The 21649-nt window shown below is 67.5% G+C and carries 23 protein-coding genes; 10 read left to right on the forward strand and 13 right to left on the reverse strand.

Annotated elements, in window-relative coordinates; all coding sequences use genetic code 11:
- Together BJG92_RS15670 and BJG92_RS15675 are read right to left on the reverse strand one after the other, a co-directional pair.
- The coding region (locus BJG92_RS15670) for a glutamate ABC transporter substrate-binding protein (RefSeq protein WP_232084914.1) at positions 1 to 851 on the reverse strand (851 nt) is incomplete at its 3' end.
- A gap of 57 nt (positions 852 to 908) precedes the next feature.
- Complete coding sequence (locus BJG92_RS15675; protein WP_232084915.1) at positions 909 to 1664, reverse strand: amino acid ABC transporter ATP-binding protein; 756 nt, start codon at positions 1662 to 1664, stop codon at positions 909 to 911.
- Between the two features lie 330 nt (positions 1665 to 1994).
- On the opposite strand from BJG92_RS15675, the gene BJG92_RS15680 reads away from it, so the two are divergent.
- The 4 genes from BJG92_RS15680 (at position 1995) to BJG92_RS15695 (ending at position 4864) form a co-directional block, all read left to right on the forward strand.
- Positions 1995 to 2729: a TIGR00730 family Rossman fold protein gene (locus BJG92_RS15680; RefSeq protein ID WP_374199812.1), complete on the forward strand. Its 735-nt coding sequence runs from the start codon at positions 1995 to 1997 to the stop codon at positions 2727 to 2729.
- 48 nt (positions 2730 to 2777) lie between these two features.
- Positions 2778 to 3143, forward strand: a complete 366-nt coding sequence (locus BJG92_RS15685; RefSeq protein WP_232084916.1) for a DivIVA domain-containing protein — start codon at positions 2778 to 2780, stop codon at positions 3141 to 3143.
- A 106-nt stretch (positions 3144 to 3249) separates the two neighbouring features.
- Positions 3250 to 4464, forward strand: coding sequence for a hypothetical protein (locus BJG92_RS15690; protein ID WP_374199813.1), 1215 nt, complete (start codon positions 3250 to 3252; stop codon positions 4462 to 4464).
- 232 nt (positions 4465 to 4696) lie between these two features.
- Positions 4697 to 4864, forward strand: a complete 168-nt coding sequence (locus BJG92_RS15695; RefSeq protein WP_069949162.1) for a DUF3117 domain-containing protein — start codon at positions 4697 to 4699, stop codon at positions 4862 to 4864.
- A gap of 91 nt (positions 4865 to 4955) precedes the next feature.
- Here the strand turns inward: BJG92_RS15695 and BJG92_RS15700 are convergent, their stop codons facing one another.
- Entirely contained in the window at positions 4956 to 5588 is a 633-nt protein-coding gene (locus BJG92_RS15700; protein WP_232084917.1) for an O-methyltransferase, read from the reverse strand.
- A gap of 277 nt (positions 5589 to 5865) precedes the next feature.
- On the opposite strand from BJG92_RS15700, the gene sigE reads away from it, so the two are divergent.
- The 3 genes from sigE (at position 5866) to BJG92_RS15715 (ending at position 8005) form a co-directional block, all read left to right on the forward strand.
- Positions 5866 to 6489 carry an RNA polymerase sigma factor SigE gene (gene sigE, locus BJG92_RS15705; RefSeq protein ID WP_232084918.1) on the forward strand — a complete coding sequence of 208 codons (624 nt, stop codon included), beginning with the start codon at positions 5866 to 5868 and terminating at the stop codon, positions 6487 to 6489.
- Between the two features lie 8 nt (positions 6490 to 6497).
- A complete protein-coding gene (locus BJG92_RS15710; protein WP_232084919.1) occupies positions 6498 to 7532 on the forward strand; it encodes a hypothetical protein in 1035 nt (344 codons plus the stop codon).
- A gap of 80 nt (positions 7533 to 7612) precedes the next feature.
- Positions 7613 to 8005, forward strand: coding sequence for a twin-arginine translocase TatA/TatE family subunit (locus BJG92_RS15715; RefSeq protein WP_232084920.1), 393 nt, complete (start codon positions 7613 to 7615; stop codon positions 8003 to 8005).
- Between the two features lie 79 nt (positions 8006 to 8084).
- Here BJG92_RS15715 and BJG92_RS15720 read toward each other — a convergent pair whose 3' ends face one another.
- The 3 genes from BJG92_RS15720 to BJG92_RS15730 are packed head-to-tail and all read right to left on the reverse strand — an operon-like array spanning position 8085 to position 11303.
- Positions 8085 to 9263, reverse strand: coding sequence for an Mrp/NBP35 family ATP-binding protein (locus tag BJG92_RS15720; RefSeq protein ID WP_232084921.1), 1179 nt, complete (start codon positions 9261 to 9263; stop codon positions 8085 to 8087).
- A gap of 11 nt (positions 9264 to 9274) precedes the next feature.
- Positions 9275 to 10039, reverse strand: coding sequence for a DUF1003 domain-containing protein (locus BJG92_RS15725; protein ID WP_232084922.1), 765 nt, complete (start codon positions 10037 to 10039; stop codon positions 9275 to 9277).
- Positions 10020 to 11303 (reverse strand): magnesium transporter MgtE N-terminal domain-containing protein, encoded by a 1284-nt coding sequence (locus tag BJG92_RS15730; protein WP_232084923.1) that lies wholly within the window; start codon positions 11301 to 11303, stop codon positions 10020 to 10022. Before BJG92_RS15730 ends, BJG92_RS15725 begins: the two co-directional genes overlap by 20 nt.
- A gap of 77 nt (positions 11304 to 11380) precedes the next feature.
- Between BJG92_RS15730 and BJG92_RS15735 the strand changes: the two genes are divergently transcribed.
- On the forward strand, positions 11381 to 12256 hold the full coding sequence (locus BJG92_RS15735) for a general stress protein (protein ID WP_232084924.1): 876 nt from the start codon (positions 11381 to 11383) through the stop codon (positions 12254 to 12256).
- A gap of 60 nt (positions 12257 to 12316) precedes the next feature.
- On the opposite strand, the gene BJG92_RS15740 is transcribed toward BJG92_RS15735, so the two are convergent.
- On the reverse strand, positions 12317 to 13900 hold the full coding sequence (locus tag BJG92_RS15740; protein WP_232084925.1) for an aminopeptidase P family protein: 1584 nt from the start codon (positions 13898 to 13900) through the stop codon (positions 12317 to 12319).
- A 90-nt stretch (positions 13901 to 13990) separates the two neighbouring features.
- On the opposite strand from BJG92_RS15740, the gene BJG92_RS15745 reads away from it, so the two are divergent.
- A complete protein-coding gene (locus BJG92_RS15745) occupies positions 13991 to 14836 on the forward strand; it encodes a PHP domain-containing protein (RefSeq protein ID WP_232084926.1) in 846 nt (281 codons plus the stop codon).
- 67 nt (positions 14837 to 14903) lie between these two features.
- On the opposite strand, the gene BJG92_RS15750 is transcribed toward BJG92_RS15745, so the two are convergent.
- The 3 genes from BJG92_RS15750 to BJG92_RS15760 form a co-directional block, all read right to left on the reverse strand.
- The gene (locus tag BJG92_RS15750; protein ID WP_232084927.1) at positions 14904 to 15776 is read right to left on the reverse strand and encodes a site-specific DNA-methyltransferase; all 873 of its coding nucleotides are present in this window, start codon (positions 15774 to 15776) and stop codon (positions 14904 to 14906) included.
- An 8-nt stretch (positions 15777 to 15784) separates the two neighbouring features.
- Positions 15785 to 17572 carry a DEAD/DEAH box helicase gene (locus tag BJG92_RS15755; RefSeq protein ID WP_232084928.1) on the reverse strand — a complete coding sequence of 596 codons (1788 nt, stop codon included), beginning with the start codon at positions 17570 to 17572 and terminating at the stop codon, positions 15785 to 15787.
- Positions 17573 to 17893: 321 nt separating this feature from the next.
- On the reverse strand, positions 17894 to 19405 hold the full coding sequence (locus BJG92_RS15760; RefSeq protein WP_232084929.1) for an RNB domain-containing ribonuclease: 1512 nt from the start codon (positions 19403 to 19405) through the stop codon (positions 17894 to 17896).
- A 41-nt stretch (positions 19406 to 19446) separates the two neighbouring features.
- Here BJG92_RS15760 and BJG92_RS15765 point away from each other — a divergent pair, with 41 nt between their 5' ends.
- Positions 19447 to 20130, forward strand: coding sequence for a ferritin-like fold-containing protein (locus BJG92_RS15765; RefSeq protein WP_232084930.1), 684 nt, complete (start codon positions 19447 to 19449; stop codon positions 20128 to 20130).
- 175 nt (positions 20131 to 20305) lie between these two features.
- On the opposite strand, the gene BJG92_RS15770 is transcribed toward BJG92_RS15765, so the two are convergent.
- The 3 genes from BJG92_RS15770 to BJG92_RS15780 form a co-directional block, all read right to left on the reverse strand.
- Positions 20306 to 20608 (reverse strand): hypothetical protein, encoded by a 303-nt coding sequence (locus BJG92_RS15770; protein ID WP_232084931.1) that lies wholly within the window; start codon positions 20606 to 20608, stop codon positions 20306 to 20308.
- Positions 20609 to 20679: 71 nt separating this feature from the next.
- The gene (locus BJG92_RS15775) at positions 20680 to 20904 is read right to left on the reverse strand and encodes a DUF3107 domain-containing protein (RefSeq protein ID WP_232084932.1); all 225 of its coding nucleotides are present in this window, start codon (positions 20902 to 20904) and stop codon (positions 20680 to 20682) included.
- A 51-nt stretch (positions 20905 to 20955) separates the two neighbouring features.
- Positions 20956 to 21576 (reverse strand): TetR/AcrR family transcriptional regulator, encoded by a 621-nt coding sequence (locus tag BJG92_RS15780; RefSeq protein ID WP_374199810.1) that lies wholly within the window; start codon positions 21574 to 21576, stop codon positions 20956 to 20958.
- Between the last annotated feature and the right edge of the window lie 73 nt (positions 21577 to 21649).

A 21649-nucleotide genomic window follows, 5' to 3' on the forward strand; every position in this document is an offset into this window, starting at 1 on the left:
GCGGTCTTGATGACGGCGCCCGCGGTGGCCTCCCAGGCCTTCTTGTAGGAACCGTCCTTGGCGAAGGCCTCCAGCTGGTCGTTGATCCAGCCGCGGAAAACCGTGTCGTCCTTCTTCAGGCCGATGCCGTACGGCTCCTTGGTGAAGGTCTGGTCCGAGGCCAGTTTGAAGGCGTCCGGTTCCTTGTTCACGAAACCGGCGAGGATGACGTTGTCAGTGGTGATCGCTTCGACCTGCTTGTTGCGCAGCGGCTCGAGGCAGGCGGAGTACGTGGCGGCCGGAACGAGGACTGCTCCGTACTTTTCCACGATGGTCCCGGCCGGGGTGGAACCGGTCACGGAGCAGACGTTCTTGCCCTTCACGTCTTCCGGCTTGGTGATGGACGTGTTGTCCTTGTTCACCATCAGAGCCTGGCCCGCTTCGTAGTACGGTCCTGCGAAGTCGACTTCAGTTTTGCGCTTGTCATTGATGGTGTACGTGGCGATGATGACGTCCACTTTGCCCTGCTTGAGGAACGCCTCGCGGTTGGCGGAGACAGTCTCAACCCACTCGATCTTGTCGGCGGGGATGCCCAGCTTGCCGGCGACCAGCTTGCCCATCTCGACGTCGAAGCCGACAGGCTTGCCGTCGAGGCCCTTCTGGCCGAACAGCGGCTGGTCGAACTTGGTGCCGATGGTGATCTTCCCTGCGGATGAAAGCTTGGCCATCGTGGAATCGGCAGCGAAGCTCGGCTTCTCAGCGACCGGCGGGTTGGAGGTGGAGGAGCTGCCGCCGCAGGCGCTCAGGCTGAGGGCCAGAGCTGCGGATGCGGCTACCAAAAGGGATTTCCTTCGGGTCAAAAATGCCTTCATGACATTCCTTTCAGAGAACGGCCGCCTTGCGGCGGCCTGGTGAGAACTCGGGGGGCTTCAGTGGGTCAGCAGCTTGGACAGGAAATCCTTGGCCCGGCTGCTCTTGGGGTTGGTGAAGAACTCTTCGGGGGTCGCATCCTCGACGATCTGGCCGTCGGCCATGAAGACCACGCGGTCTGCGGCCTTGCGGGCGAAGCCCATCTCGTGGGTGACCACGATCATGGTCATGCCTTCCTTGGCGAGCTGGATCATGACGTCAAGGACCTCGTTGATCATTTCCGGGTCAAGCGCGGAGGTGGGCTCGTCGAAGAGCATGACCTTCGGCTTCATGGCCAGTGCGCGGGCAATCGCTACGCGCTGCTGCTGGCCGCCGGAGAGCTGGGCCGGCAGTTTCGGGGCCTGGTGCCCGACGCCGACGCGCTCCAGCAGCGCCATGGCGTCCTTGTCGGCCTCGGCCTTGGACTGCCCCTTGACCTTGATCGGCCCAAGCGTGACGTTCTCGAGGATCGTCTTGTGCGCGAAGAGGTTGAAGGACTGGAAGACCATGCCGACGTCGGCGCGCAGCTTTGCCAGTTCCTTGCCTTCTTCGGGCAGTTCCTTGCCGTCGATCATGATGACGCCGTCGTCGATCGTCTCAAGGCGGTTGATGGCGCGGCACAGCGTTGACTTGCCGGAGCCGGACGGACCAATGACCACAACAACCTCGCCCTTGCGGACGTTCAGGTTGATGTCCTTCAGGACGTGCAACTGGCCGTAATGCTTGTTGACGGCATTCAGGGAGACGAGGGCTTCGCCGGGCACTTGAGTAGTCATAAGAAGAATCTAGCGAACATTGAGGGCATATGACTGCAATCACTCGGAATCGGGGAGATCGTAATTCAAGAGATACCTGCAGGTCAGTGTCTTTGGGGTATTTCCGGCTACCCTGCGGGATCCGCGCGGGCCGCAACGTGCCGGCACGGAATGCGCGGTATTCCGCGCTACCCTGTGGGCATGAGTACCGATCCGCAGAATCGCCCAGGCCAGGACCCGCAGCAGGATCCGGCCGCAACGCCGGCGCCCCCGGCACGCAGCACACCGCCGGCCAACGGCATCAGGCACAAGGGGCCGCTGGAGTTGCGGCGCAAGGCCGCCAAGGTCACGATGTCCGACCGGACCCTGCTGGACACGAAAGGCCCCGGCCAGTTCGTCCACACTGATCCCTGGCGGGTCCTGCGGATCCAGAGTGAGTTTGTGGAAGGCTTCGGCGCGCTCGCCGACCTCGGACCGGCGGTCAGCGTCTTCGGCTCGGCGCGCACGGTGCCCGGCAGCAAGAACTACGAACTCGGCGTCGAAGTGGGCCGGAAGCTCGCCGAGGCGGGCCTGGCCGTGATCACCGGCGGAGGTCCGGGATCCATGGAGGCCGCCAACAAAGGCGCCGTCCAGGGCAACGGAGTGTCGGTGGGCCTGGGCATCGAGTTGCCGTTCGAGCAGGGCATGAACCAGTGGGTGGACCTGGGGATCAACTTCCGGTACTTCTTTGCGCGCAAGACCATGTTCGTGAAGTACGCCCAGGGGTTCATCGTTTTGCCCGGCGGGCTGGGAACCCTCGATGAACTCTTCGAAGCGATGGTCCTGGTCCAGACCCGCAAGGTGACCTCCTTCCCGATCGTGCTGCTGGGAACGTCGTTCTGGAGCCCGATGCTGGAATGGATCCGGGGCACCCTGGTTTCCGAGGGCATGGTATCCGAGGAGGACCTCGACCTCGTGCAGGTGGTGGACGATCCGGCGCTCGCCGTGGAGCTCGTCGTCGAGGGGGCGGCCCGCCACCGGAACCCGAACGGCGGCAGTACCGGCGCTAACCCCGGATCCAGCACGGGTAACGGCACGCTGGGCTGAACGGCGCAGCGGGGTATCCCGGCGGCCGGCGTCTGGCACGATGGGGTGGTGAGCTTTTTCCTGGTCTTCTTTGCGATTGCGCTGATCGGCCTTGCCGTCCTGATCGGCACCGGCACGGCGTCGAAAGTGTTCCGCGGACGCCGCGGCCAGGACGACGGCGGACTGCGGGGCCTCGAGGACGGCTTCGACGAGCCGGTGGCCAACCTGCCGCCGGTGCTGCTGCCTGCCGGCGCGGAACCGTCCGACGTCGACCGGCTCCGCTTTGCGATCGGCCTCCGCGGCTACCGGATGGACCAGGTGGACCAGGTCCTTGACGAGTTGCGGGACCAGCTCACGGCCAAAGACCGGAGGGTCTCGGAGCTCGAAGCGGCACTGGCACAACTGCGCGCGGCGCCGGAGCAGGCCATTGAGTAAGGAAACCCCGGGCAGCCCGGCAACGGTTCCGGCGGACGTTTCGGCCCGGTCCCCGTTGGGTGCGAACGAGGCAGTCTGGCACCGGATCGCCTCCGCCGGGGCCCGGATGGCGCGCTGGCCATGGTGGGTCCAGGTGTCGGCGCTCTACCTTGCCGCCCGGCTGGTCAGCGCGTGCATCTTCATGGCCGCGGCCCTGCACCAGGGTGTCAACCCCTGGTTTCCGGCCAAGCCGGACTACTGGTCCTTCGTTAATATCTGGGACGCCCGCTGGTACGGCGAAGTCCTGCAGAACGGCTACCCGGAGGTCCTCCCGGCCGACGCGGCCGGCAACGTGCAGGAGAACGGCTGGGCCTTCTACGCGCTCTTTCCCCTGCTGGGCCGGGTTGTTTCCGGCCTTACCGGGATGCCCCCGGCGCTTGCCCTGACCGTGATCGCCATGGTGTCCGGCCTCGGCGCGGCCCTCGTGGCCTACAGCCTTTTCCGGCACAAGGCCCCGCCCCGGACCGCGCTGTGGGGAACGGTCTTCCTGTCGACTTTTCCGGTGTCGCCGGTTCTGCAGGTGCCGTACGCAGAATCCCTGAACCTCCTGCTGCTGGCATCAGCGCTGCTGCTCGTTGTGCAGCGGCGTTACGTGCTGGCGATGCCCGTCGTCGTGCTGATGTGCCTGTCCCGGCCTACCGGGGTGCCGTTCGCGGCGATGGCGGGTCTGCTGTTCCTGTACCGGTTGTGGCAGCGCTACGCCGCCCGCGGCGGCAAGGAAGCCGGCAGCGCGGCAGCCGGCCCAGGGCGTGGCGCCGTGCCCCACAGCACCGCGGAACTTTTCTCACTGGCAGCACTCACGGCCGTGAGCTGCGTCGGGGCACTCCTGTGGCCCGCGATTGCCTGGGCTGTGACCGGAGACATCCAGGCCTACACGAAGACTGAAACCGTCTGGCGGGGCCACGACCTTGTCCCCTTCAAACCCTGGTTCGACACCGGCATCCTGCTCTTCGGCCCGGTACTGGGGCTGCTGGCGCCGTTCGCGTTTGTCGCAGCTTTCACGCTGGTCATGATGTCCCGCCCGGTCAGGGCGCTCGGCACGGAGCTGCGCTTGTGGTGCGCCTGCTATCTGGGCTACCTGCTGGTCTTCCTGCATCCGCAGACCAGCACGTTCCGGATGCTGCTTCCACTCTTCCCGCTGGCGCTGAGCGCGGCGCTGGTCTCGCGGTCCCGCGCCTACCGCGGGACGGTGGTGGTGATGTTCCTGCTGCTCCAGATTGTCTGGATTGTCTGGCTCTGGGCGTGGGCGCCGCTGCCCGGGGGAGGGGACTATCCGCCGTGACCCGGAACACCTTTCCGGGCTGCCGGCCCGGCGTGGCGCGGCGCGGCGGAAAGTCCAACGATTAGCTACGGGCGCGTTATTACGCGATAATAGTTGCTAAGCAAGGACAAGAAGCACGCTGAACTTATGGCCTTGGTGGCTGCCATCACAGCCGCCGGGCGGCTTGATTGACTAAGCGGACGCAGCCCGGCCGGGCTGGTAAGTCACTGGACTAATGGAGGGGATATTCCTTATGGCGGCTATGAAACCACGCACCGGCGACGGCCCGATGGAAGTAACAAAAGAGGGACGAAGCTTGATCATGCGCGTTCCGCTCGAGGGCGGCGGACGGCTCGTGGTCGAACTGAATTCTGCCGAAGCCACAAACCTCAAGGAATGCCTCGTCGGCGTCACCGAATAGCTTCACTGCACCCTTGACAGGGGCGGGGTCGGCAGCCAAGCGGCTGCGGACCCCGCCCTTTGTTCGCTGACCGCCGGCCGGTATGCCGGCCCTACTTCTTGACGGCGACCAGGAGCCCGTCTCCGGTCGGCAGCATCGCCGACGCCAGCCGGTCGTCGTCGCGGACGGCCCTGCCGACCTGGCGCAGGACAACCGTGGTGGCATCGCGGGCAGCCGGATTGGCGACGCGGTCCTTGTCCAGGGCGTCGTTGACGATCAGCACGCCGCCTGATTTGAGCAGCCGGATGGCCTGTTCCACGTAGCCGGGATAATTCGGCTTGTCGGCGTCGATGAAGACGAGGTCGTAGGCGGCGTCGGTGAGCCGGGGGAGCACGTCGCCGGCCCGGCCGGAAATAGTGCGCGTGCGGTTTGCCGGACTGCCGGCTTCGTGGAATGCCTCCCGCGCGGCCTTCAGGTGTTCGACGTCGACATCGATGGTGGTCAGTACGGCCTGCGGGCCCAGGCCGCGCAGGATGCAGACGCCGGAGACGCCGGCGCCGGTGCCGATCTCGACGGCGGTCTGTGCCTTCGACGCGGCGGCCAGCACCGTCAGGACTGCGCCCACTCCCGGGCCGACCGGGGTGACGCCCAATTCGAAGGACCTTTCGCGCGCGTGCAACAGAACCTCATCCTCGGCAGGCAGGTCTTCTGCGTAGGACCAGCTCGTGGACTTATCGGCGCTCATGGGGGTATCGCTTTCTGGGCGGCAGGGGGTGTGTTCCCTCCAGCGTACTGTGTCCGGCGGGTCCCAACGGGGAGGCGCCCTGCCGCAAGGGCGATAGCGGCTGACGCCGTTCCGCCGTGGGCTGAAGGGGCTCTTGCGTCAGGAATTTCCCAGCTTAATTTGAAATGATGAGTATCCGCTCATCCGCGAGGTGAACGGCGCCGAATCACTGATTGCAGGAGCTTGCAGCCGCAAGCACCATTAGGGGCGTACGTACCATCCATGAGGGGAGCGGGCGATGTCGTTTCAGGCAGTTGTCCCCGAAACTGAAGAGTCCCAGTCCACCGCCGACGCCGAGTGGGTCCGGCCGAGCTGGGAAGAAGTGGTGACCAACCACTCCGCCAAGGTCTACCGCCTCGCGTACCGGCTGACGGGCAACAAGTTCGACGCCGAGGACCTCACCCAGGAAGTGTTTGTCCGGGTGTTCCGATCCCTCGAGAATTTCAAGCCCGGCACCCTGGACGGATGGCTGCACCGCATCACCACCAACCTTTTCCTGGACCAGGCACGGCGCAAGAGCCGGATCCGTTTCGATGCGCTTGCCGAAGATGCGGAGTCCCGGCTGCCCGGGCGCGAGCCCGGCCCGGAACAGAGCTTCGAATTCAACAACCTCGACCTCGATGTCCAGGCCGCCCTTGAGGAGCTGCCGCCGGACTTCCGGGCCGCCGTCGTGCTGTGCGACCTCGAGGGACTCTCCTATGATGAAGTGGCCGTTGCCCTGGGCATCAAGCTGGGAACCGTGCGGTCCCGGATCCACCGCGGACGGACCATGCTCCGCGAGAAGCTGGCGCACCGCGACCCCCGGCCCAAGCAGTCCCTGAAGCCGCGCCTGAAGATGCCCCGCATCGCCGGCCTCCTCTGAACCGGGCGATGGGCTTACTCAAGCGATGGCTTAAGGGCCGGCACAAGCGGCGGCATCTCAACCTGGACTCATGCACTGACTGCCTGCTTCAACAGCGCAGGCAGCGCCAGTACCTGGCGAGGCTCCGCGATGCCGAGATCCCCCGGGCCAGCGAGGACCTGACCGCACGCCTGCTGGCCCGCACCGCTGAACTGGCGTCGGAACCACCTACCGGCCCACGCCTAACGCCGAACACCGCGCCGCACCGTGCCCTGCGCCTCTCGGTGCTCACGGCCGGCGGGGTGGCAGCCGCTGTGACCCTGATGGCCGGCAGCGCCTACCTGATGGGCCGCGAAACCCCGCCGATGGCGTCCGGGGCCGGCTCGCCCGCGTTCGTGCAGCAGGACCGTCCCGTCGGCGACGCGGGCCTCGATACCCCCGGCGGCGCCGACGCATCCGGCTGGAGCCTCACCGGAACCGCCCACGCCCCCGCAGGAGCACTCACCGCCGCTCAGCTCAGCGGGCTGCGGGCCCAGGGCTGGACATGTCCCGAGCTCAGGGAACTGGACTACCACCTGGTCTGGGCCAGGGGCGGCGTGGTGGCCGGTGAGAAGCTCCTGGAGCTGCGGCTCACTGACGGTCGGCACTTCGTCACGGTCCTGGAACAGCACCTGCCCGGTTCCACGCCGCCGGTCAACGCGCTCACCGGCCATTCTGCGGCCGCGGACGGGTTCAGCCCCGAAACACTCCAGGGCATAGGACTGCCGGCGGCGCCAACCGGAGGGCCTTCCGCCGCGGGCGAAGGCTCGCTGTGGATCAACGCCGCCGCACCGTTCCGGGCCATCTACCAGACGCCCTCCGCGACGTTTACTTTTGTCTCGGACCAGTCCGCCGAGCAGGCCGACGACGGCGTCGCCGCCCTCGTGCGTTCCCGCGCAGGCTCTCCGGCGGGGACCCCGAAGAACGGTACGGGAGGCACCGGAAGCGGGGAGGGCGGCGCGGACGTTGTCATCGAACGGATGGAACGCGGGCTGGGCCGGATCCTGGAGCTCCTGGCGCCGTGAAGGGCGGATCGGCGGCACGCCGGGGTCGTGCGGCATGGCCGAATCGTTGCAGCTGCGTTTGAGAGGGTAATCTTCCTACAGTGCTTGGAATCAATGGACCGGAGTTCTTACTTCTGCTGATCATCGGCCTTCTGGTGATTGGTCCCAGCAGGCTGCCCGAATATACCCAGAAACTTGCCAACATCGTCAAGGAAGTGCGCCGGATGGCGTCGGGGGCGCGGGAGCAGATCAAAGAAGAGGTTGGCATCGACATTGATGATGTCGACTGGAAGAAGTACGATCCCCGGCAGTACGATCCGCGGCGGATCATCAAGGAAGCCCTGCTGGAGGATGACACCAAGCCGGTCAGCGGCGGAGCCCCGGCCGCGGTTTCCGTCGCCGCAGCCGCGGCCGCTGCGGAGCACCGACCGGCACGCGTGATCGAGCGCCTGCCCGACGGCGAGCCCGCGCCCTTCGACGCCGAGGCAACCTAGAAGGGCCTGCCGGGCGGCTGAGTCACGGGGCCAGGCCTGGCCGGCCCGGCTGAGCCACCTTTCCGGTCAGCGCGGCCGGTCAGCGCGGCTGGAGGCCCAGTGACATGCCTTTCAGGCCGCGGGGAACCGCGGCAAGCTTCCCTGCAATGTCCAGCAGGGCCGCCGCAGCCGGTGTCTCAGGCCGGCCCAGGACCAGCGGCACTCCCGCGTCCCCGCCTTCACGCAAACGGATGTCCAGCGGGATCTGGCCCAGCAGGGGCACGTCAGCGCCCACAGTGGCCGAGAGGCGCTCGGCGAGCACGGCACCGCCGCCGCTTCCGAACAGTTCCATCCGGCCGCCGTCGGGCATTTCCAGGAAGGACATGTTCTCCACCACGCCGGCCACGGTCTGACCGGTCTGGGTCGCGATGGCTCCGGCCCGCTCGGCCACATCCGCCGCGGCCGCCTGCGGCGTCGTCACCACGAGGATCTGCGCCTTCGGCAGGAGCTGGGCGACGGAGATGGCAATGTCCCCGGTTCCGGGCGGCAGGTCCAGGAAGAGGGCATCGAGGTCCCCGAAGTAGACGTCGGTGAGGAACTGTTCCAGGGCCCGGTGCAGCATGGGTCCCCGCCAGGCGACCGGCTGGTTCCCGGTCACGAACATGCCGATGGAAATCACTTTGACCCCGTAGGCCACCGGGGGCAGGATCATGTCATCCACCCGGGTCGGGACCTGGGTGATACCCATCAGTGCGGGAACCGAGAAGCCGTACACGTCCGCGTCCACGATCCCCACACGGAGCCCCTGCGCGGCCAGCGCGCAGGCGAGGTTCACGGTCACTGAGGACTTTCCCACGCCGCCCTTGCCGCTCGCGACGGCGTAGACCCTGGTCAGCGAGCCCGGGGCGTTGAACGGGATACCGCGCTGCCCGCCGGTGCCCCGGAGCTGTTCCTTGAGGGCCTCACGCTGTGCCTGGGTCATGACCTTGAGGTCGACCTCGACGGCGGTGACGCCCGGCACTGCGGAGAGGGCCGCCTCGCAGTCCGCGGTGATGGTGCCGCGCAGCGGGCAGCCCGCGATGGTCAGGAGGACGGTAACCCGGACCTGGCCGCCGCCGGAGATGTCCACCGCGTCCAGCATGCCCAAATCGGTGATGGGGCGGCGCAGCTCGGGATCGATCACGGTGGCCAGGGCGGCGTGCACAGCCTGGGACAAGGGGGAGGGCCCGGGGGATTCCAGGGGGGAGTCCAGCTGCGTGCCGTCCGGCGGGGTGCTCATGCGGTGAATGCTCAGCTCTCGGGGAGGATCAGGTGTGCCGGCGAGGCGCCGTGGCCCGGCTCGGCGTCAGACGGGCTGTCCGGCGCGCTCTGCCGCTTGCGGGGCGCTTTGACCCGGGGGACCTGCTGGGTCCGGGGGCTGCGTTGTTTGTCGCGGCGTTCCTTCAGCTTTTCCTTGACCTTGTCCCGCGGCGACTCGTGGACCCCGGCGGAAGAATCGTGGGTGCGCAGTTCCTCCTGCGCCTCCAGCATGTCCTCCAGCAGGCTGCGCAGTTCGGCCCGGACGTAGTCGCGGGTGGCGACTTCCCGCAGGGCGATCCGCAGGGAGGCGAGTTCCCGCGTCAGGTATTCGGTGTCGGAGAGGTTGCGTTCCGCGCGCTGTCGATCCTGCTGGAGGGAGACGCGGTCACGGTCGTCCTGCCGGTTCTGGGCGAGGAGCAGCAGCGGCGCGGCGTAGGAGGCCTGCAGCGAGAGCATCAGGGTCAGCAGGGTGAAGCCCAGCGCCCGGGAGTCGAACTGCCAGTCCGCCGGGGCAAGGGTGTTCCATCCGAGCCAGATGATGACGAACACGGTCATGTAGACCAGGAACTGCGGCGTGCCCATAAAACGGGCGAAGCCTTCCGTGGTCTGCCCGAAAGCGTCCGGGTTGGGAGAGAACTTCGGCAGGATCCGCTGGCGGCCGCTCAGGGGGGTGTCGAGGCTTCCCTTCTCCGGTTTGCTGCCCGGCCGGACTTGGGGGTTCCGTGGTGCGCTGACATCAGCCAATGCGGCCTCCAAGCTTCCTTATCGGGACATCGTCCTCGTGGGCGCGCCAGTCATCGGGCAGCAGGTGATCCAGCACATCGTCAACAGTCACCGCCCCCACAAGCCGACCGTCGCTGTTGACGACGGGGAGCGAGTTGAGGTTATAAGTGGCCAGCGTCCGGGCCACCTCGCTGATGTGGGCCTGGTCCGAGACCGGCTCCAGGGTTTTGTCCACCAGGTTGCCCAGCGGCTCGGGCGGCGGGTAGCGCAGCAGCTGCTGGATGTGGACGACGCCGAGGAATCGGCCGGTGGGCGTCTCCAGCGGGGGCCGGGCAATGAAGATCGACGATGCCAGGGCCGGGGAGAGCTCCTCGCGGCGGACATGGGCGAGGGCCTCGGCGACGGTGGCCTCCGGGGGCAGGATGACCGGGACCGGGGTCATCAGGCCGCCGGCGGTATCCTCGTCGTATTCGAGCAGCCGCCGGACGTCGTCGGCGCCTTCGGGTTCCATTAGCTGGAGCAGTTCTTCGGCCTGGGCGCTGGGGAGTTCGGCGAGGAGGTCGGCGGCGTCGTCCGGGTCCATTTCCTCCAGCACGTCCGCGGCACGGTTCACGTCGAGGGCGGAGAGGATCTCCACCTGGTCGCCTTCGGGCATCTCCTGCAGGACGTCGGCGAGTCGTTCATCCTGCAGCTCGCTGGCTACCTCGAAGCGGCGCTTGTCGCTCATCTCCTGGAGGGCCTCGGCGAAGTCGGCGGGCTTCAGGTCCTCGTGCGTCGCGACGAATTGGGTGGCGGCCTGCGGCTCCGTGCGGGCACCCTGCTGGGCATCGGCCCAGTCGATGATCATGGTCTCGTTGCGGCGCAGCCTGCTCAACGGCGAGAGGGAATGGCCGCGCCGGACAAAGAGTTTGCTGACGAACCAGTCCCCGGAGCGGTGCCTGTCCATCGCGATGTCCTCGATGGTGGCATCCCCGCTGCCGTCGGCGAGGGTGACGCGGCGGTCGAAGAGCTCGGCCACGACGAGGGTTTCCGCGCCGCGCTGTTCGAAGCGGCGCAGGTTCACCAGGCCCGTGCAGATGATCTGGGTCTGGTCGATCGAGGTGATCCGGGTCATCGGCACGAAGACCCGCTTCTTCCCGGGGACCTCGACGACGATGCCCACGACATGCGGGGCGCCCCTGGTGCCTCGGGAGAGCACGACGACGTCGCGCAGCCGGCCGAGACGGTCGCCCAGCGGGTCGAAGACATCCAGTCCGAGGAGGCGCGCGACAAACACTCGCGAAAGATTTGTGCTCACCTGTACAGGCTACCGAGTCTGCTCTCTTTTAGCTGAATTTGCAGCCGCTGCCCAGCCGGATAGGTAAGAATGGGATTATGTCAAACATTTTTGGTGCTCCCAGGGCTGGCGCCCGCAACGGCCCGGACGAGGCCCGCACTGTCCCCCGGGGCGACACTGTAGGTTCCTACAACTCCTACCTGGATGCCCAGAAGGCGGTGGACTACCTCGCGGACCAGCAGTTCCCGGTGCAGATGGTCTCGATCGTCGGCAACGACCTGAAGATGGTGGAACGGGTCACCGGGCGGCTCACCTACCCCCGGGTGGCCCTCTCCGGCGCGTTGAGCGGCATGTGGTTCGGACTGTTCGTCGGCATCATGCTCTCCTTCTTCTCCACGACCGACGGCGCCTTCTCGATCATGACGTCGGTGCTCATGGGTGCGGCCTTCTTCATGCTGTTCGGCATAGTCACCTACGCCATGCAGCGGGGCAAGCGCGACTTCACCTCCACGAACCAGGTGGTGGCAACAAACTATGACGTCGTGGTTTCCTTTGAAGCGGCGAACGAGGCCCGCAGGCTGCTCCACCAGCTTCCGATGACCCAGCATGACGCCTCCGCCCCGGCAGTCAACGACGGGTACGCCCAGCACCAGCCGTACCAGCCGGGCGCGGATCAGGGCGCGGATCACGGCGCCCACCAGCCCGGCCAGCAGGGCCACGCCCCGCAGCGGCCTTCCGGCTGGAACGATCCGTACGGACAGAGGACTCCCGGAACGGGCGAACAGCCCGCCGGCCAGCCGGCTTCCGGGGCTCCGGCCTCCGGGGCTCCGGCAGACGCCGGGCTGGCCGAGGGAGAGGCCCCCAGGCAGTCCGGCGTCACCTATCCGGACCTGCCGGACGGGCGCCCGCAGTACGGGGTCCGTGTCACCGACGCGCCGAAGCAGGAGCCGGACCTGGGCAACACGGAGCACTAGGGCGCGAGCCAGCAGACAGAAAGCCTCGCCCGGAGTTCCGGACGGGGCTTTCTGTGTGAGCTACGCGGTCTGGCCGTCGGCTTCCTGGTAAATGCCCGCCATCCAGGACTCGACGTCGTCGGCCTTGCGCGGCAGGGCCGCACTGAGGTTGACCGGGCCGTCGGCAGTCATAAGGATGTCGTCCTCGATGCGTACGCCGATACCGCGGTACTCCTCGGGGATGCCAAGGTCCTCGTTCTTGAAGTACAGGCCGGGCTCGATGGTGAACACCATGCCGGGGGTCAGCACGCCGTCCAGGTACAACTCCCGCTTCGCCTGGGCGCAGTCATGCACGTCCAGGCCGAGGTGGTGGCTGGTGCCGTGCGGCATCCAACGGCGGTGCTGCTGGCCCTCGGCGCTGACGGCCTCCTCCACGGAGACCGGCAGGAGGCCCCAATCGGCCAGGCGTTCGGCCAGGACGGTGGTCGCCGCAGTGTGGATGTCGCGGAACCTGGTGCCGGGCTGCGCGGCAGCGAAGCCCGCGTCGGCGGCGTCGAGCACTGCCTCGTAAACCTTGCGCTGGATCTCGGAGAAGGTGCCGTTGGCAGGCAGGGTGCGGGTGACGTCCGCGGTGTACAGCGAGTCGGCCTCGACCCCGGCGTCCAGGAGCAGCAGTTCGCCCGCCGTGACCTTGCCGGTGTTCCGGGTCCAGTGCAGCACGGTGGCGTTGTTGCCGGAGGCTGCGATGGTGTCGTAGCCGAGTTCGTTTCCTTCCTCCCTGGCCCGGGCGAAGAACGCGCCCTCGACGACGCGCTCGCCGCGCTGGTGGGTGAGCGCCCTCGGCAAGGCCTTGACCACTTCGGTGAAGCCCTGCACGGTGGCGGCGACGGCGATCTTCATCTGCTCGATTTCCCAGTCGTCCTTGAGCAGGCGCAGTTCGGAGAGGGCTTCCGTGAGCTTCTCATCGAGGGCATCCAGGATCCCCAGGTCCAGGTTCTCCGGGTCCTTGGCAGTGTTGTAGCGGGCGGTGTCCACGAGGGCGTCGATGTTCTCGTCGACCTTGCGCACCAGCCGGATGGAGATCCCGCCGATTTCCGGGGCGCCCACGTTCTTGGTGATGCCGAGTTCGAGTTCGCTGATATCCGCGGTGTCCAGGCCGAGACGGGCCTTGAACTCGGCCAGGGTGGGGCGGGCGCCGATCCAGAATTCACCGGCCCGGGAGTCGGCGTAGAACTGCTCGGTGTCACGGCCGGCCAACGGACGGAAATACAGCGTCGCGTGGTGGTGGCCGCCGTCGTCGCCCTTGCCTGCCTCCGCGGGTTCCAGGATGAGCACGGCATCGGGCTCGTGGTCCAGGCCAAGGCCGGTCAGGTGGGCGAAGCCCGAATGGGGGCGGAAGCGGTAATCGCAGTCGTTCGAGCGGACCTTCAGCGGACCGGCGGGGATGACGAGGCGTTCGCCCTTGAACAGCTCGGAAATGGCGCGGCGGCGGGTGGCGGCGTGGCCGGCGACGGCGTCGCGTTCCGGGAGCTGCTCGCGGGACGGGGCCCAGTTGCTGGCCATAAACGCCTTGAAAGCGTCGGAGCTGGGCCGCTGGGAGCGGTTGTTGACGCGCTCGTCGAGGGGCTGGGAAGCGGAGACTTGGGTGTTATCTGCATCGTTCACGCCTCCATAGTCTCACCAGCGGAGCGGCTTAGGCCAACAGGCCGGGGCTGGCGCGGGAGCCGTTCGGCGGCTATCTACTAGGCTGGTGGGGTGAGGATAGACCTGCACGCCCACTCGAATGTTTCCGACGGCACCCAACCGCCAGGCGCGGTGATGGCCTCGGCGGCGGAGGCGGGGCTCGACGTCGTTGCCCTGACCGACCACGACTCCACCGACGGCTGGGCCGAAGCGGGCGTGGCGGCCCGGGAACACGGCGTCGCCCTGGTTCCGGGCATGGAGATCTCCTGCCGGACGAGCGAAGGCATCAGCGTCCACCTGCTGTGCTACCTGCAGGACCCGGCGCACCCCGGGCTGCTGGAGGAAATCACGAAGGCGAAGGATGCCCGTTTCACCCGGGCCGAACGGATGGTCAGCCTGCTTGCGGAGGACTACCCGCTGAGCTGGGACGATGTCATCCACCATGTGGCCCCCGGCGCCACGCTGGGCCGGCCGCACATCGCCGACGCCCTCGTGGCCGCCGGCGTGGTCGCGGACCGCACCGAGGCCTTCGACTCGATCCTGACCTCGCGTTCGCGGTATTTCGTGCAGCACTACGCGCCGGACCCGGCGCTCGCCGTCGGGCTGGTCCGTGCGGCGGGCGGGGTGCCGGTGTTCGCGCATCCGGTGGCGTCGGCCCGCGGCCGGATCGTGGGGGAGCGCGTCTACCAGGAAATGATCGACGCCGGGCTGGCCGGGCTGGAGATCGACCACCGGGACAATCCCGAGGAGGGCAGGGTGTTCCTGCGCAGACTAGCGGAGCGGCACGGGCTGCTGGTCACCGGCTCCTCCGATTACCACGGCGCCGGGAAGCCGAACCTGCTGGGCGAGAACGTGACCTCGCCGGAGGTCTTTGCCCGGATCGAGGAGCTCGGAACCGGAACATCCGTGGTGCGCTGACCGCCTTCAACCCAACTGACTGGCAGCAGGGGCCGTTTTGGCGCGTCAAAACGGCCTTAGCTGCGAGCTAGTTGGGCGGGAAGACGCTGAACTCGGCGTGCGGGGCGAGCCTTTTGGCCATGACGTCGATGGCAGGCTGGTTCTGGTCCACGCACACGAACCGGCGCCCGAGCTTGGCTGCGACGGCGCCGAGCGTCCCGGAGCCGGCGAAGAAGTCCAGGCACCAGTCCCCGGGCCGGCTGGAGGCCGCCACCACGCGGCGGATCAGCCCCTCGGGTTTCTGCGTCGGGTAGCCGGTCTTCTCCTTGCCCGTGGGGGAGACGATGGTGTGCCACCAGACGTCCGTGGGCAGCTTGCCGAGTTCGCGTTTGGCCGGCGTGACCAGGCCCGGCGCCATGTACGGTTCCCGGTCCACTTCGGCGCTGTCGAAGTGGTACTTCGCGGGGTTTTTGACGTACACGAGGATGTTGTCGTGTTTGGTGGGCCAGCGGTACTTGGCACGGGCGCCGTAGTCGTAGGCCCAGATGATCTCGTTCAGGAAGCACTCGCGGCCGAAGATGGCGTCGAGCATCACCTTGGCGTAGTGCACCTCCCGGTAGTCCAGGTGCAGGTACAGGGTGCCGTCATCGGCGAGCAGCCGCCAGGCTTCGACGAGCCGCGGCTCCAGGAAGGTCCAGTAGTCGCTGAACGCGTCGTCGTACTTGTGTAGCGCGCCCTTGATGGTGTCGTAGGAGCGGCCCTTGAACCCGACCCGGTCGCCCTCGCCACCGGAATTGAGCACCATCCTGGTTTCCTGGCGCTTCTGGACCCGGCCGGTATTGAACGGCGGGTCCACATAAATGAGTGTGAAGGCGCCGTCCGGCAGCATCGGCAGGTACTCCGCGTTGTCCGCGTGTACCACCAGATTGCTGCCGTCCGGCGCCCAGACGGTGTCAGTCATGAGGGGGTTTAGGCCTCGGTGCTGCGTGCCGGAGCCCCGGCCTGCGACTCGCCTGCGACCACTTCGCCGTTGTGGCGGCGGGTGCGCGTACGGCGGCGCGCCCGGGTGGCGCGGTCGACCTCGGTCGGCGCGCTGGCGGCAGCCTTGGCCGGAGCCTCAACGGCGGGACCCGTGCCCGCGTCAGCCTCAGCGGGACGACGCCGGCGGTCGCCTGAGCGTCCGCCGTCCTTGCTGCCGGCGCCGGCGCTGCCGCTGCGACGGGTGTCGCGGCTGCCGTCGCGGCCGCCACCGGAAGTGCGGCTGCCGTCACGGTTGCTGCCGGAGGTGCGGCTGCCGTCACGGCTGCCGCCGGAGGTGCCGGCGTCGCGTCCGCCGCGGCCGCCGCTGGTCTGCCCGCCGCGCGGGGAGTTCTTCTTGCCGGTCTCGCCCAGGTCTTCGAGGAGTTCGGCGTCGACGCCGGCCAGCACGCGCTTGTCGCGCGGCAGGCGGCCCTTGGTGCCCGCGGGGATGTCGAGCTCCTCGAAGAGGTGCGGGGAGGACGAGTAGGTTTCCACGGGCTCCGGGACGCTCAGGCCGAGGGCCTTGTTGATCAGGCCCCAGCGGGGCATGTCGTCCCAGTCGACGAACGTCACGGCGGTGCCCTTGTTGCCGGCGCGGCCCGTGCGGCCGACGCGGTGCAGGTAGATCTTCTCGTCTTCAACGCACTGGTAGTTGATGACGTGCGTGACGTCGTCGACGTCGATGCCGCGGGCGGCGACATCGGTGGCGACGAGGACGTCCACCTTGTTGTTGCGGAAGGCGCGGAGGGCCTGCTCGCGGGCGCCCTGGCCGAGGTCGCCGTGGATGGCGGCGGCGGCGAAGCCGCGGTCCACCAGTTCCTCGGCCACCTTGGCGGCGGTGCGCTTGGTCTTGGTGAAGATGATGGTGCGCCCGCGGCCGCGGGCCTGCAGGATACGGGCTACAACCTCGATTTTGTCCATGCTGTGGGCACGGTAAATCAGCTGGCGGATGTCGCGCTTGGTCAGGCCCTCATCGTCCGGGTCAGCGGCGCGGATGTGGGTCGGCTGCGTCATGTAGCGGCGGGCCATGGCGATGACCGGGCCGGGCATGGTGGCGGAGAACAGCAGCGTCTGGCGGACGGGCGGGGTGCCGGCGATGAGGGTCTCGACGTCGGGCAGGAAGCCGAGGTCCAGCATTTCGTCGGCCTCGTCCAGGATGACCATCTTGACGTTCTTCAGGACAAGGTGCTTCTGCTTGTAGAGGTCGATGAGACGTCCGGGCGTACCCACGACAACTTCGACACCCTTCTGCAGCGCCTCGACCTGCGGCTCGTAGGCACGGCCGCCGTAGATCGTGGTGATGCGGGCGTTGCGCTTGCGGGCGGCGTTCTGCAGGTCGCTGGCGACCTGGACGGCCAGTTCGCGGGTCGGCACGATGACGAGGGCCTGCGGGGCGCCCGGAGCGGGAAGCAAGGCATAGCCGGCGTCGTCCGGTCCGACGACGCGCTGCAGCGCCGGGATGCCGAAGCCCAGGGTCTTGCCGGTGCCGGTCTTGGCCTGGCCGATGATGTCATGCCCGGCCAGGGCGACCGGGAGGGTCATGGACTGGATCGGGAAGGGGTGGGTAATGCCGGCGTCGGCAAGGGACTCCACAATATCGGCGCGGACGTTGTAGTCGGCGAAGGTCTTCTCGGCGATCTCGTGCGGCTTTTCGTCCGAGATGATGGTCTCTTCGGGCTCGATCGTTTCCGTTCCGGATTCGTCGGTCAGAAGCTGGTGCGTGTGCAATTCACTCACAAGGGGAGTTTCCTTATTCATTTTGGGCTGCGCTGCTTGCTCAACGGGGCCGGCCGGGTGGCCGTTCCGGAGCACGCTCGGGCGCGCAGGCAATTCCAGTGGAAGCCGATCGCGGGCTATCTAATTGCTGGCACTGGGGACCAGCGGGTCTGTCTCAAGATCGCGTAGGGGCGGGCTTGTTGAATTCAAAAATCATGGAAATCAACGACCGGGCATCCATATCTACCCTTCCAGTCTAGCCGTATGCCGCCCGGAACCCTGACGGGCCGTACCGCCGTGGCCAGTCGCGGCACAATTTCTTGGCTGGAAGTACCCGAGGCCTCAGCCCACCAGCTCCAGCCGGACCTCGCGCGTCGCGATATCCGAGGACACCACCCGGACCCGGACCTGGGTGCCGGACTCCAGTTCGCCAGGGCACCGCGCGGTGACGGCGGGCTCGGCGATTTGGACAATCCCGGACGGCCCGTTGCCATTGGGGTTGCCTGTGCCGTTCTTCCCGTTCTTGCCGTTCTTTCCGTTCGTACCGCTTTTCGCGTTTTTCACGGGTTTGGAGCCGGAGATGACGACGGCGTCGAGTTCCTGGCCGACGTGGTTGATCAGCAGCGCCGCCTCGACCGTGTCCAGCGATAGGCGCTCCAGCTTTGCGGCCAGCTGGTCCGAGGCCGCCATGATCGACGGCAGCGAGGGAAGGGCCTCCCGCGCCCAGTCCGGGACGTCAGTGCCGTTGCTGAGCGCCTCGCAGATGACAAGGACAAAGCGGTCGATCAGCCGGCGCAGCGGAGCGGTGGAGTGGGCGTAGGCGGCGCCGATCGCGGACTGGACGGCAGCGTCCGGAACGGTCCCGTCAAAGGGTGTGTAGCCGGCGCCGCGGAACAACATGCCGGCCGAATGCACGATCGCCAGTTGCTGCGGGTCGGTGGGGTCTAGGGTGCGCAGGTACTCGCCGTAGCTCACCTCGCCGTCCCACGGCTTGCCGAGGGCGCGGGTCTGGCGGTGGAAATGCGCCAGCGAATTCTCGTCCGGGGCCGGCATGGTTCGCAGGATCCCCACCTTGCCCGCCAGCATGATCCCGGCGGCGGCCATCCCCGTCATGAGCGAAATCTGGGCGTTCCAGTCCTCCACCGGCAGCGGCGGCGCAGCGACAATCCGGTAGCCGCCGTCGGGCAGCTGTTCGATTTCCTGCTCCGGCATATTCAGGCTGGCTCCGCCGCGGAGCCGCTCCAGCTCCACCCGTTTTTTCCCCACTTCCCTCAGCAGCTGGAGCACCGGTGACGCGGTGCCGGCGTCGAGCTCGGCCTGGACACCCTTGTAGCTGAGTTTGGCCCGGCTGCGGACCTGTGCCCGCCGGACCAGCACCGCGGACACCTCGGCGGCGGCATCGAGCTCGAACTCCCAGACGAAGGCGGCACACAGCTGGCCGGCAAGCAGGCTGCCGGCTTCCTCGCTGATGACCTCCGGGTGCAGCGGGATCCGGCCGTCGGGGGTGTAGAAAGTCTGGCCGCGCCGGCGGGTTTCCGCGTCCAGCGCCCCGCCGGGAGCCACAAAGGACGGCACGTCGGCGATGGCGTAGAAGACCTTGTAGCCCGCGCCGGAGCGGTCGATGAAGAGGGCCTGGTCCAGGTCGGTGGAGAACTCCGGATCGACGGTCACGAACTCGATGTGAGTAAGATCCAGCGCCGGCAGCTCGTGGCTGGCCACGGCGTCCTTGGCCTCCCCGATCACGTCCTCGGGGAAAGGACCCGGTAGCTCCAGCGTGGTGCGCAGCGCGGTCAGGGCCGCGGCGAGTTGGTTTTGCTGCCGGTGGACGCTCGGCGTCAGGCGATGATGGGACACGAAAATCAGGTTAGCTCGATTTGCGCCGTTAGTCTTGGATCATGAGCGCATCCCCGGCCGAACCGGCCCGTTACAACAGATTCCGGTTGGATCTGCTCGGTGTGATGGCCTACGGGGAGCTGTCGGCCTTTGAGCGGCTGTCCTCCGACGCCAGGTATTCGCCGTCCCTCCATGACCGTGCGGTCCTCGGCCGGATCGCCGTGATCGAGTTCCAGCACTTTGAGCTGGTCCGCGCGCGGCTGGAGGAGCTGGGCGCGGACCCCGAGGAGGCCATGCTTCCGTTCCAGCCCTCGGTGGACCACTTCCACGAGCGCACCCGCCCGGCGGACTGGTTCGAATCGCTGATGAAGGCCTACGTGATCGACACCGTCTCCGCCGACTTCTACCGCGCCGTCTCCCGCCAGGTCGACGCCGCGACGCGGGAACTCGTGGAGCATATCCAGTCCGACGAGGAGGCAACGGCCGTGCTGCGCGAGCTGCTCAAGGAAGCCCTCGCCGACGACCCCCGGCTGGCGTCCAGGCTGGCACTGTGGTCGCGACGGCTGCTGGGGGAGGCCTTGACCCAGGCCTTGACCCAGGCGCAACGGGTGGGCTTCGAGCGCGGGATCCTCGGCGGCGTGACCGGCGCGGACGCGGTAGAGTCCCGGGAACTGGTCCGCGGGCTGACCGCTGAACTCGCGGCCAACCATTCGAGCCGGATGAAGCTGCTGGGGCTACCCGGCTAGGTCCGGGCGGTTTGCCGGCGCGTCGACGGCGGCGAGCAGGGCGGAGCCGGGGCTGTATCCGGCCGGAACCGGATGGAACTGGACGGGACGGCAGCCGCCGGAGCCTTAAAGAACCGTGACCACGCACCCGGCAGGGCGGTGGTCACACCGGCTCAGCGGAACAGGTTGCGCGCCGCTAGAGCCGCAGGATGGCTGTGAGCCGGGCGGTGTCGTGGCCGGTGCGGGTCCGGCCGAGGTACCAGACCGCCGCCAGTGCCGCCGCGGCCCCCAGCACCATCGGCAGGATCCACGGGATCCAGGTCAGCCCCGGCCGGTAGCCAAGCCCCGCCGCCATGAAGGCGATCCAGCTGAGCATCGCGACGGTGACGGCCACGCCGGCAGGCACATAGATGCCGTACTTTGTGTGCCGCTTGTCATTCGCCCAGACCACGAAGCCCGCGGCGGTGGCCACCAGGGCGACCACAATGAGGGAAAGCATCTTCTCGGACTCCTAGCGGATCGGGGGACTGGGACGCGCGGCCACGCCGCCCGCGCAGCGGCGACGGGACGTTAGAGCGCGCCGAAACCGACTCGACGTTGCTCTTCGGCGCCGATTTCGACGTAGCCCAGGACGTTGGCGGGGATAATGATCAGGCGGCCCTTTTCGTCCGTCAGGCGAAGCTCGGTGCCCTTCGAGATCGCCTCGCCCACAACCTTGGCCACGGCGTCCGCATCCTGGGACGACTCCAACACAATTTCGCGGCCGATGTTCTGAATGCCGATCTTTACTTCCACAGCGAGGCCTCCAAGCCAATCAAAGTTCTAAGGGTCAACTCTATTTGTACTCTAGGACTCTTTGGGGAAGCGGCTGATTCCGCGCCAAGCTAAACGGTAGATCAGGTCGCTGGCCACATCGAGGTCGAGGTTTCCGTCGGTTTCCAGCCAGTACCGCGCGCTGACCTGCGCCATTCCGGCCAGTCCCCGCCCCAGCAGCTGGGCTTCGAGCTCGGGGAGCTTGGTGTCCTCAGCGATGACGCGGGCGACGGCGTCGGCGAACGTCTTGTTGAAACTTTCCAGCCGGGCGCCGACGTCGGGATCATTGATCAGGTCCGATTCGAACACGAGGCGGTGCGCCTGGTCGTCGCTGGCGATGAAGCGGAAGTAGGCGCGCATGACGGCCTGGACGCGGTGGTCGTTATCCGATGTTGAGTTCAGGGCGCCGAGCAGGAGCTCGATCAGCTTGCTCAGGTGGCTGTCCAGCAGCGCCAGGTAGAGCTCCCGCTTGGAGGGAAAGTGCTGGTAGAGCACGGGCTTGCTGACATGGGCGGTCTCGGCGATCTCATCCATCGCGGCGCCGTGGTAGCCGTTGGCCACGAACACTTCCTGGGCGGCGGCCAGCAGTTGGGCGCGGCGTTCGTCACGGGGCAGACGCGCCGACCGCTGTCCGTTGCGTGGCTGCCCGGCCACCGGCTTTCCGGCCTGACCCCGCTCAACCGGTGCCTGATGAACCACTGTCCGCCCACTTTCCCTCGCTGTTACC

This window comes from Arthrobacter sp. SO5 (assembly GCF_020532805.1).
Lineage (GTDB): Bacteria > Actinomycetota > Actinomycetes > Actinomycetales > Micrococcaceae > Arthrobacter.

Coding starts and splice junctions, on each gene's coding strand:
- BJG92_RS15675 (WP_232084915.1), bottom strand. CDS start 1,664: ATGACTACTCAAGTGCCCGGCGAAGCCCTCGTCTCCCTGAATGCCGTC.
- BJG92_RS15680 (WP_374199812.1), top strand. CDS start 1,995: ATGTCCGACCGGACCCTGCTGGACACGAAAGGCCCCGGCCAGTTCGTC.
- BJG92_RS15690 (WP_374199813.1), top strand. CDS start 3,250: ATGGCGCGCTGGCCATGGTGGGTCCAGGTGTCGGCGCTCTACCTTGCC.
- BJG92_RS15695 (WP_069949162.1), top strand. CDS start 4,697: ATGGCGGCTATGAAACCACGCACCGGCGACGGCCCGATGGAAGTAACA.
- BJG92_RS15700 (WP_232084917.1), bottom strand. CDS start 5,588: ATGAGCGCCGATAAGTCCACGAGCTGGTCCTACGCAGAAGACCTGCCT.
- sigE (WP_232084918.1), top strand. CDS start 5,866: ATGTCGTTTCAGGCAGTTGTCCCCGAAACTGAAGAGTCCCAGTCCACC.
- BJG92_RS15710 (WP_232084919.1), top strand. CDS start 6,498: ATGGGCTTACTCAAGCGATGGCTTAAGGGCCGGCACAAGCGGCGGCAT.
- BJG92_RS15720 (WP_232084921.1), bottom strand. CDS start 9,263: ATGAGCACCCCGCCGGACGGCACGCAGCTGGACTCCCCCCTGGAATCC.
- BJG92_RS15735 (WP_232084924.1), top strand. CDS start 11,381: ATGTCAAACATTTTTGGTGCTCCCAGGGCTGGCGCCCGCAACGGCCCG.
- BJG92_RS15750 (WP_232084927.1), bottom strand. CDS start 15,776: ATGACTGACACCGTCTGGGCGCCGGACGGCAGCAATCTGGTGGTACAC.
- BJG92_RS15765 (WP_232084930.1), top strand. CDS start 19,447: ATGAGCGCATCCCCGGCCGAACCGGCCCGTTACAACAGATTCCGGTTG.
- BJG92_RS15770 (WP_232084931.1), bottom strand. CDS start 20,608: ATGCTTTCCCTCATTGTGGTCGCCCTGGTGGCCACCGCCGCGGGCTTC.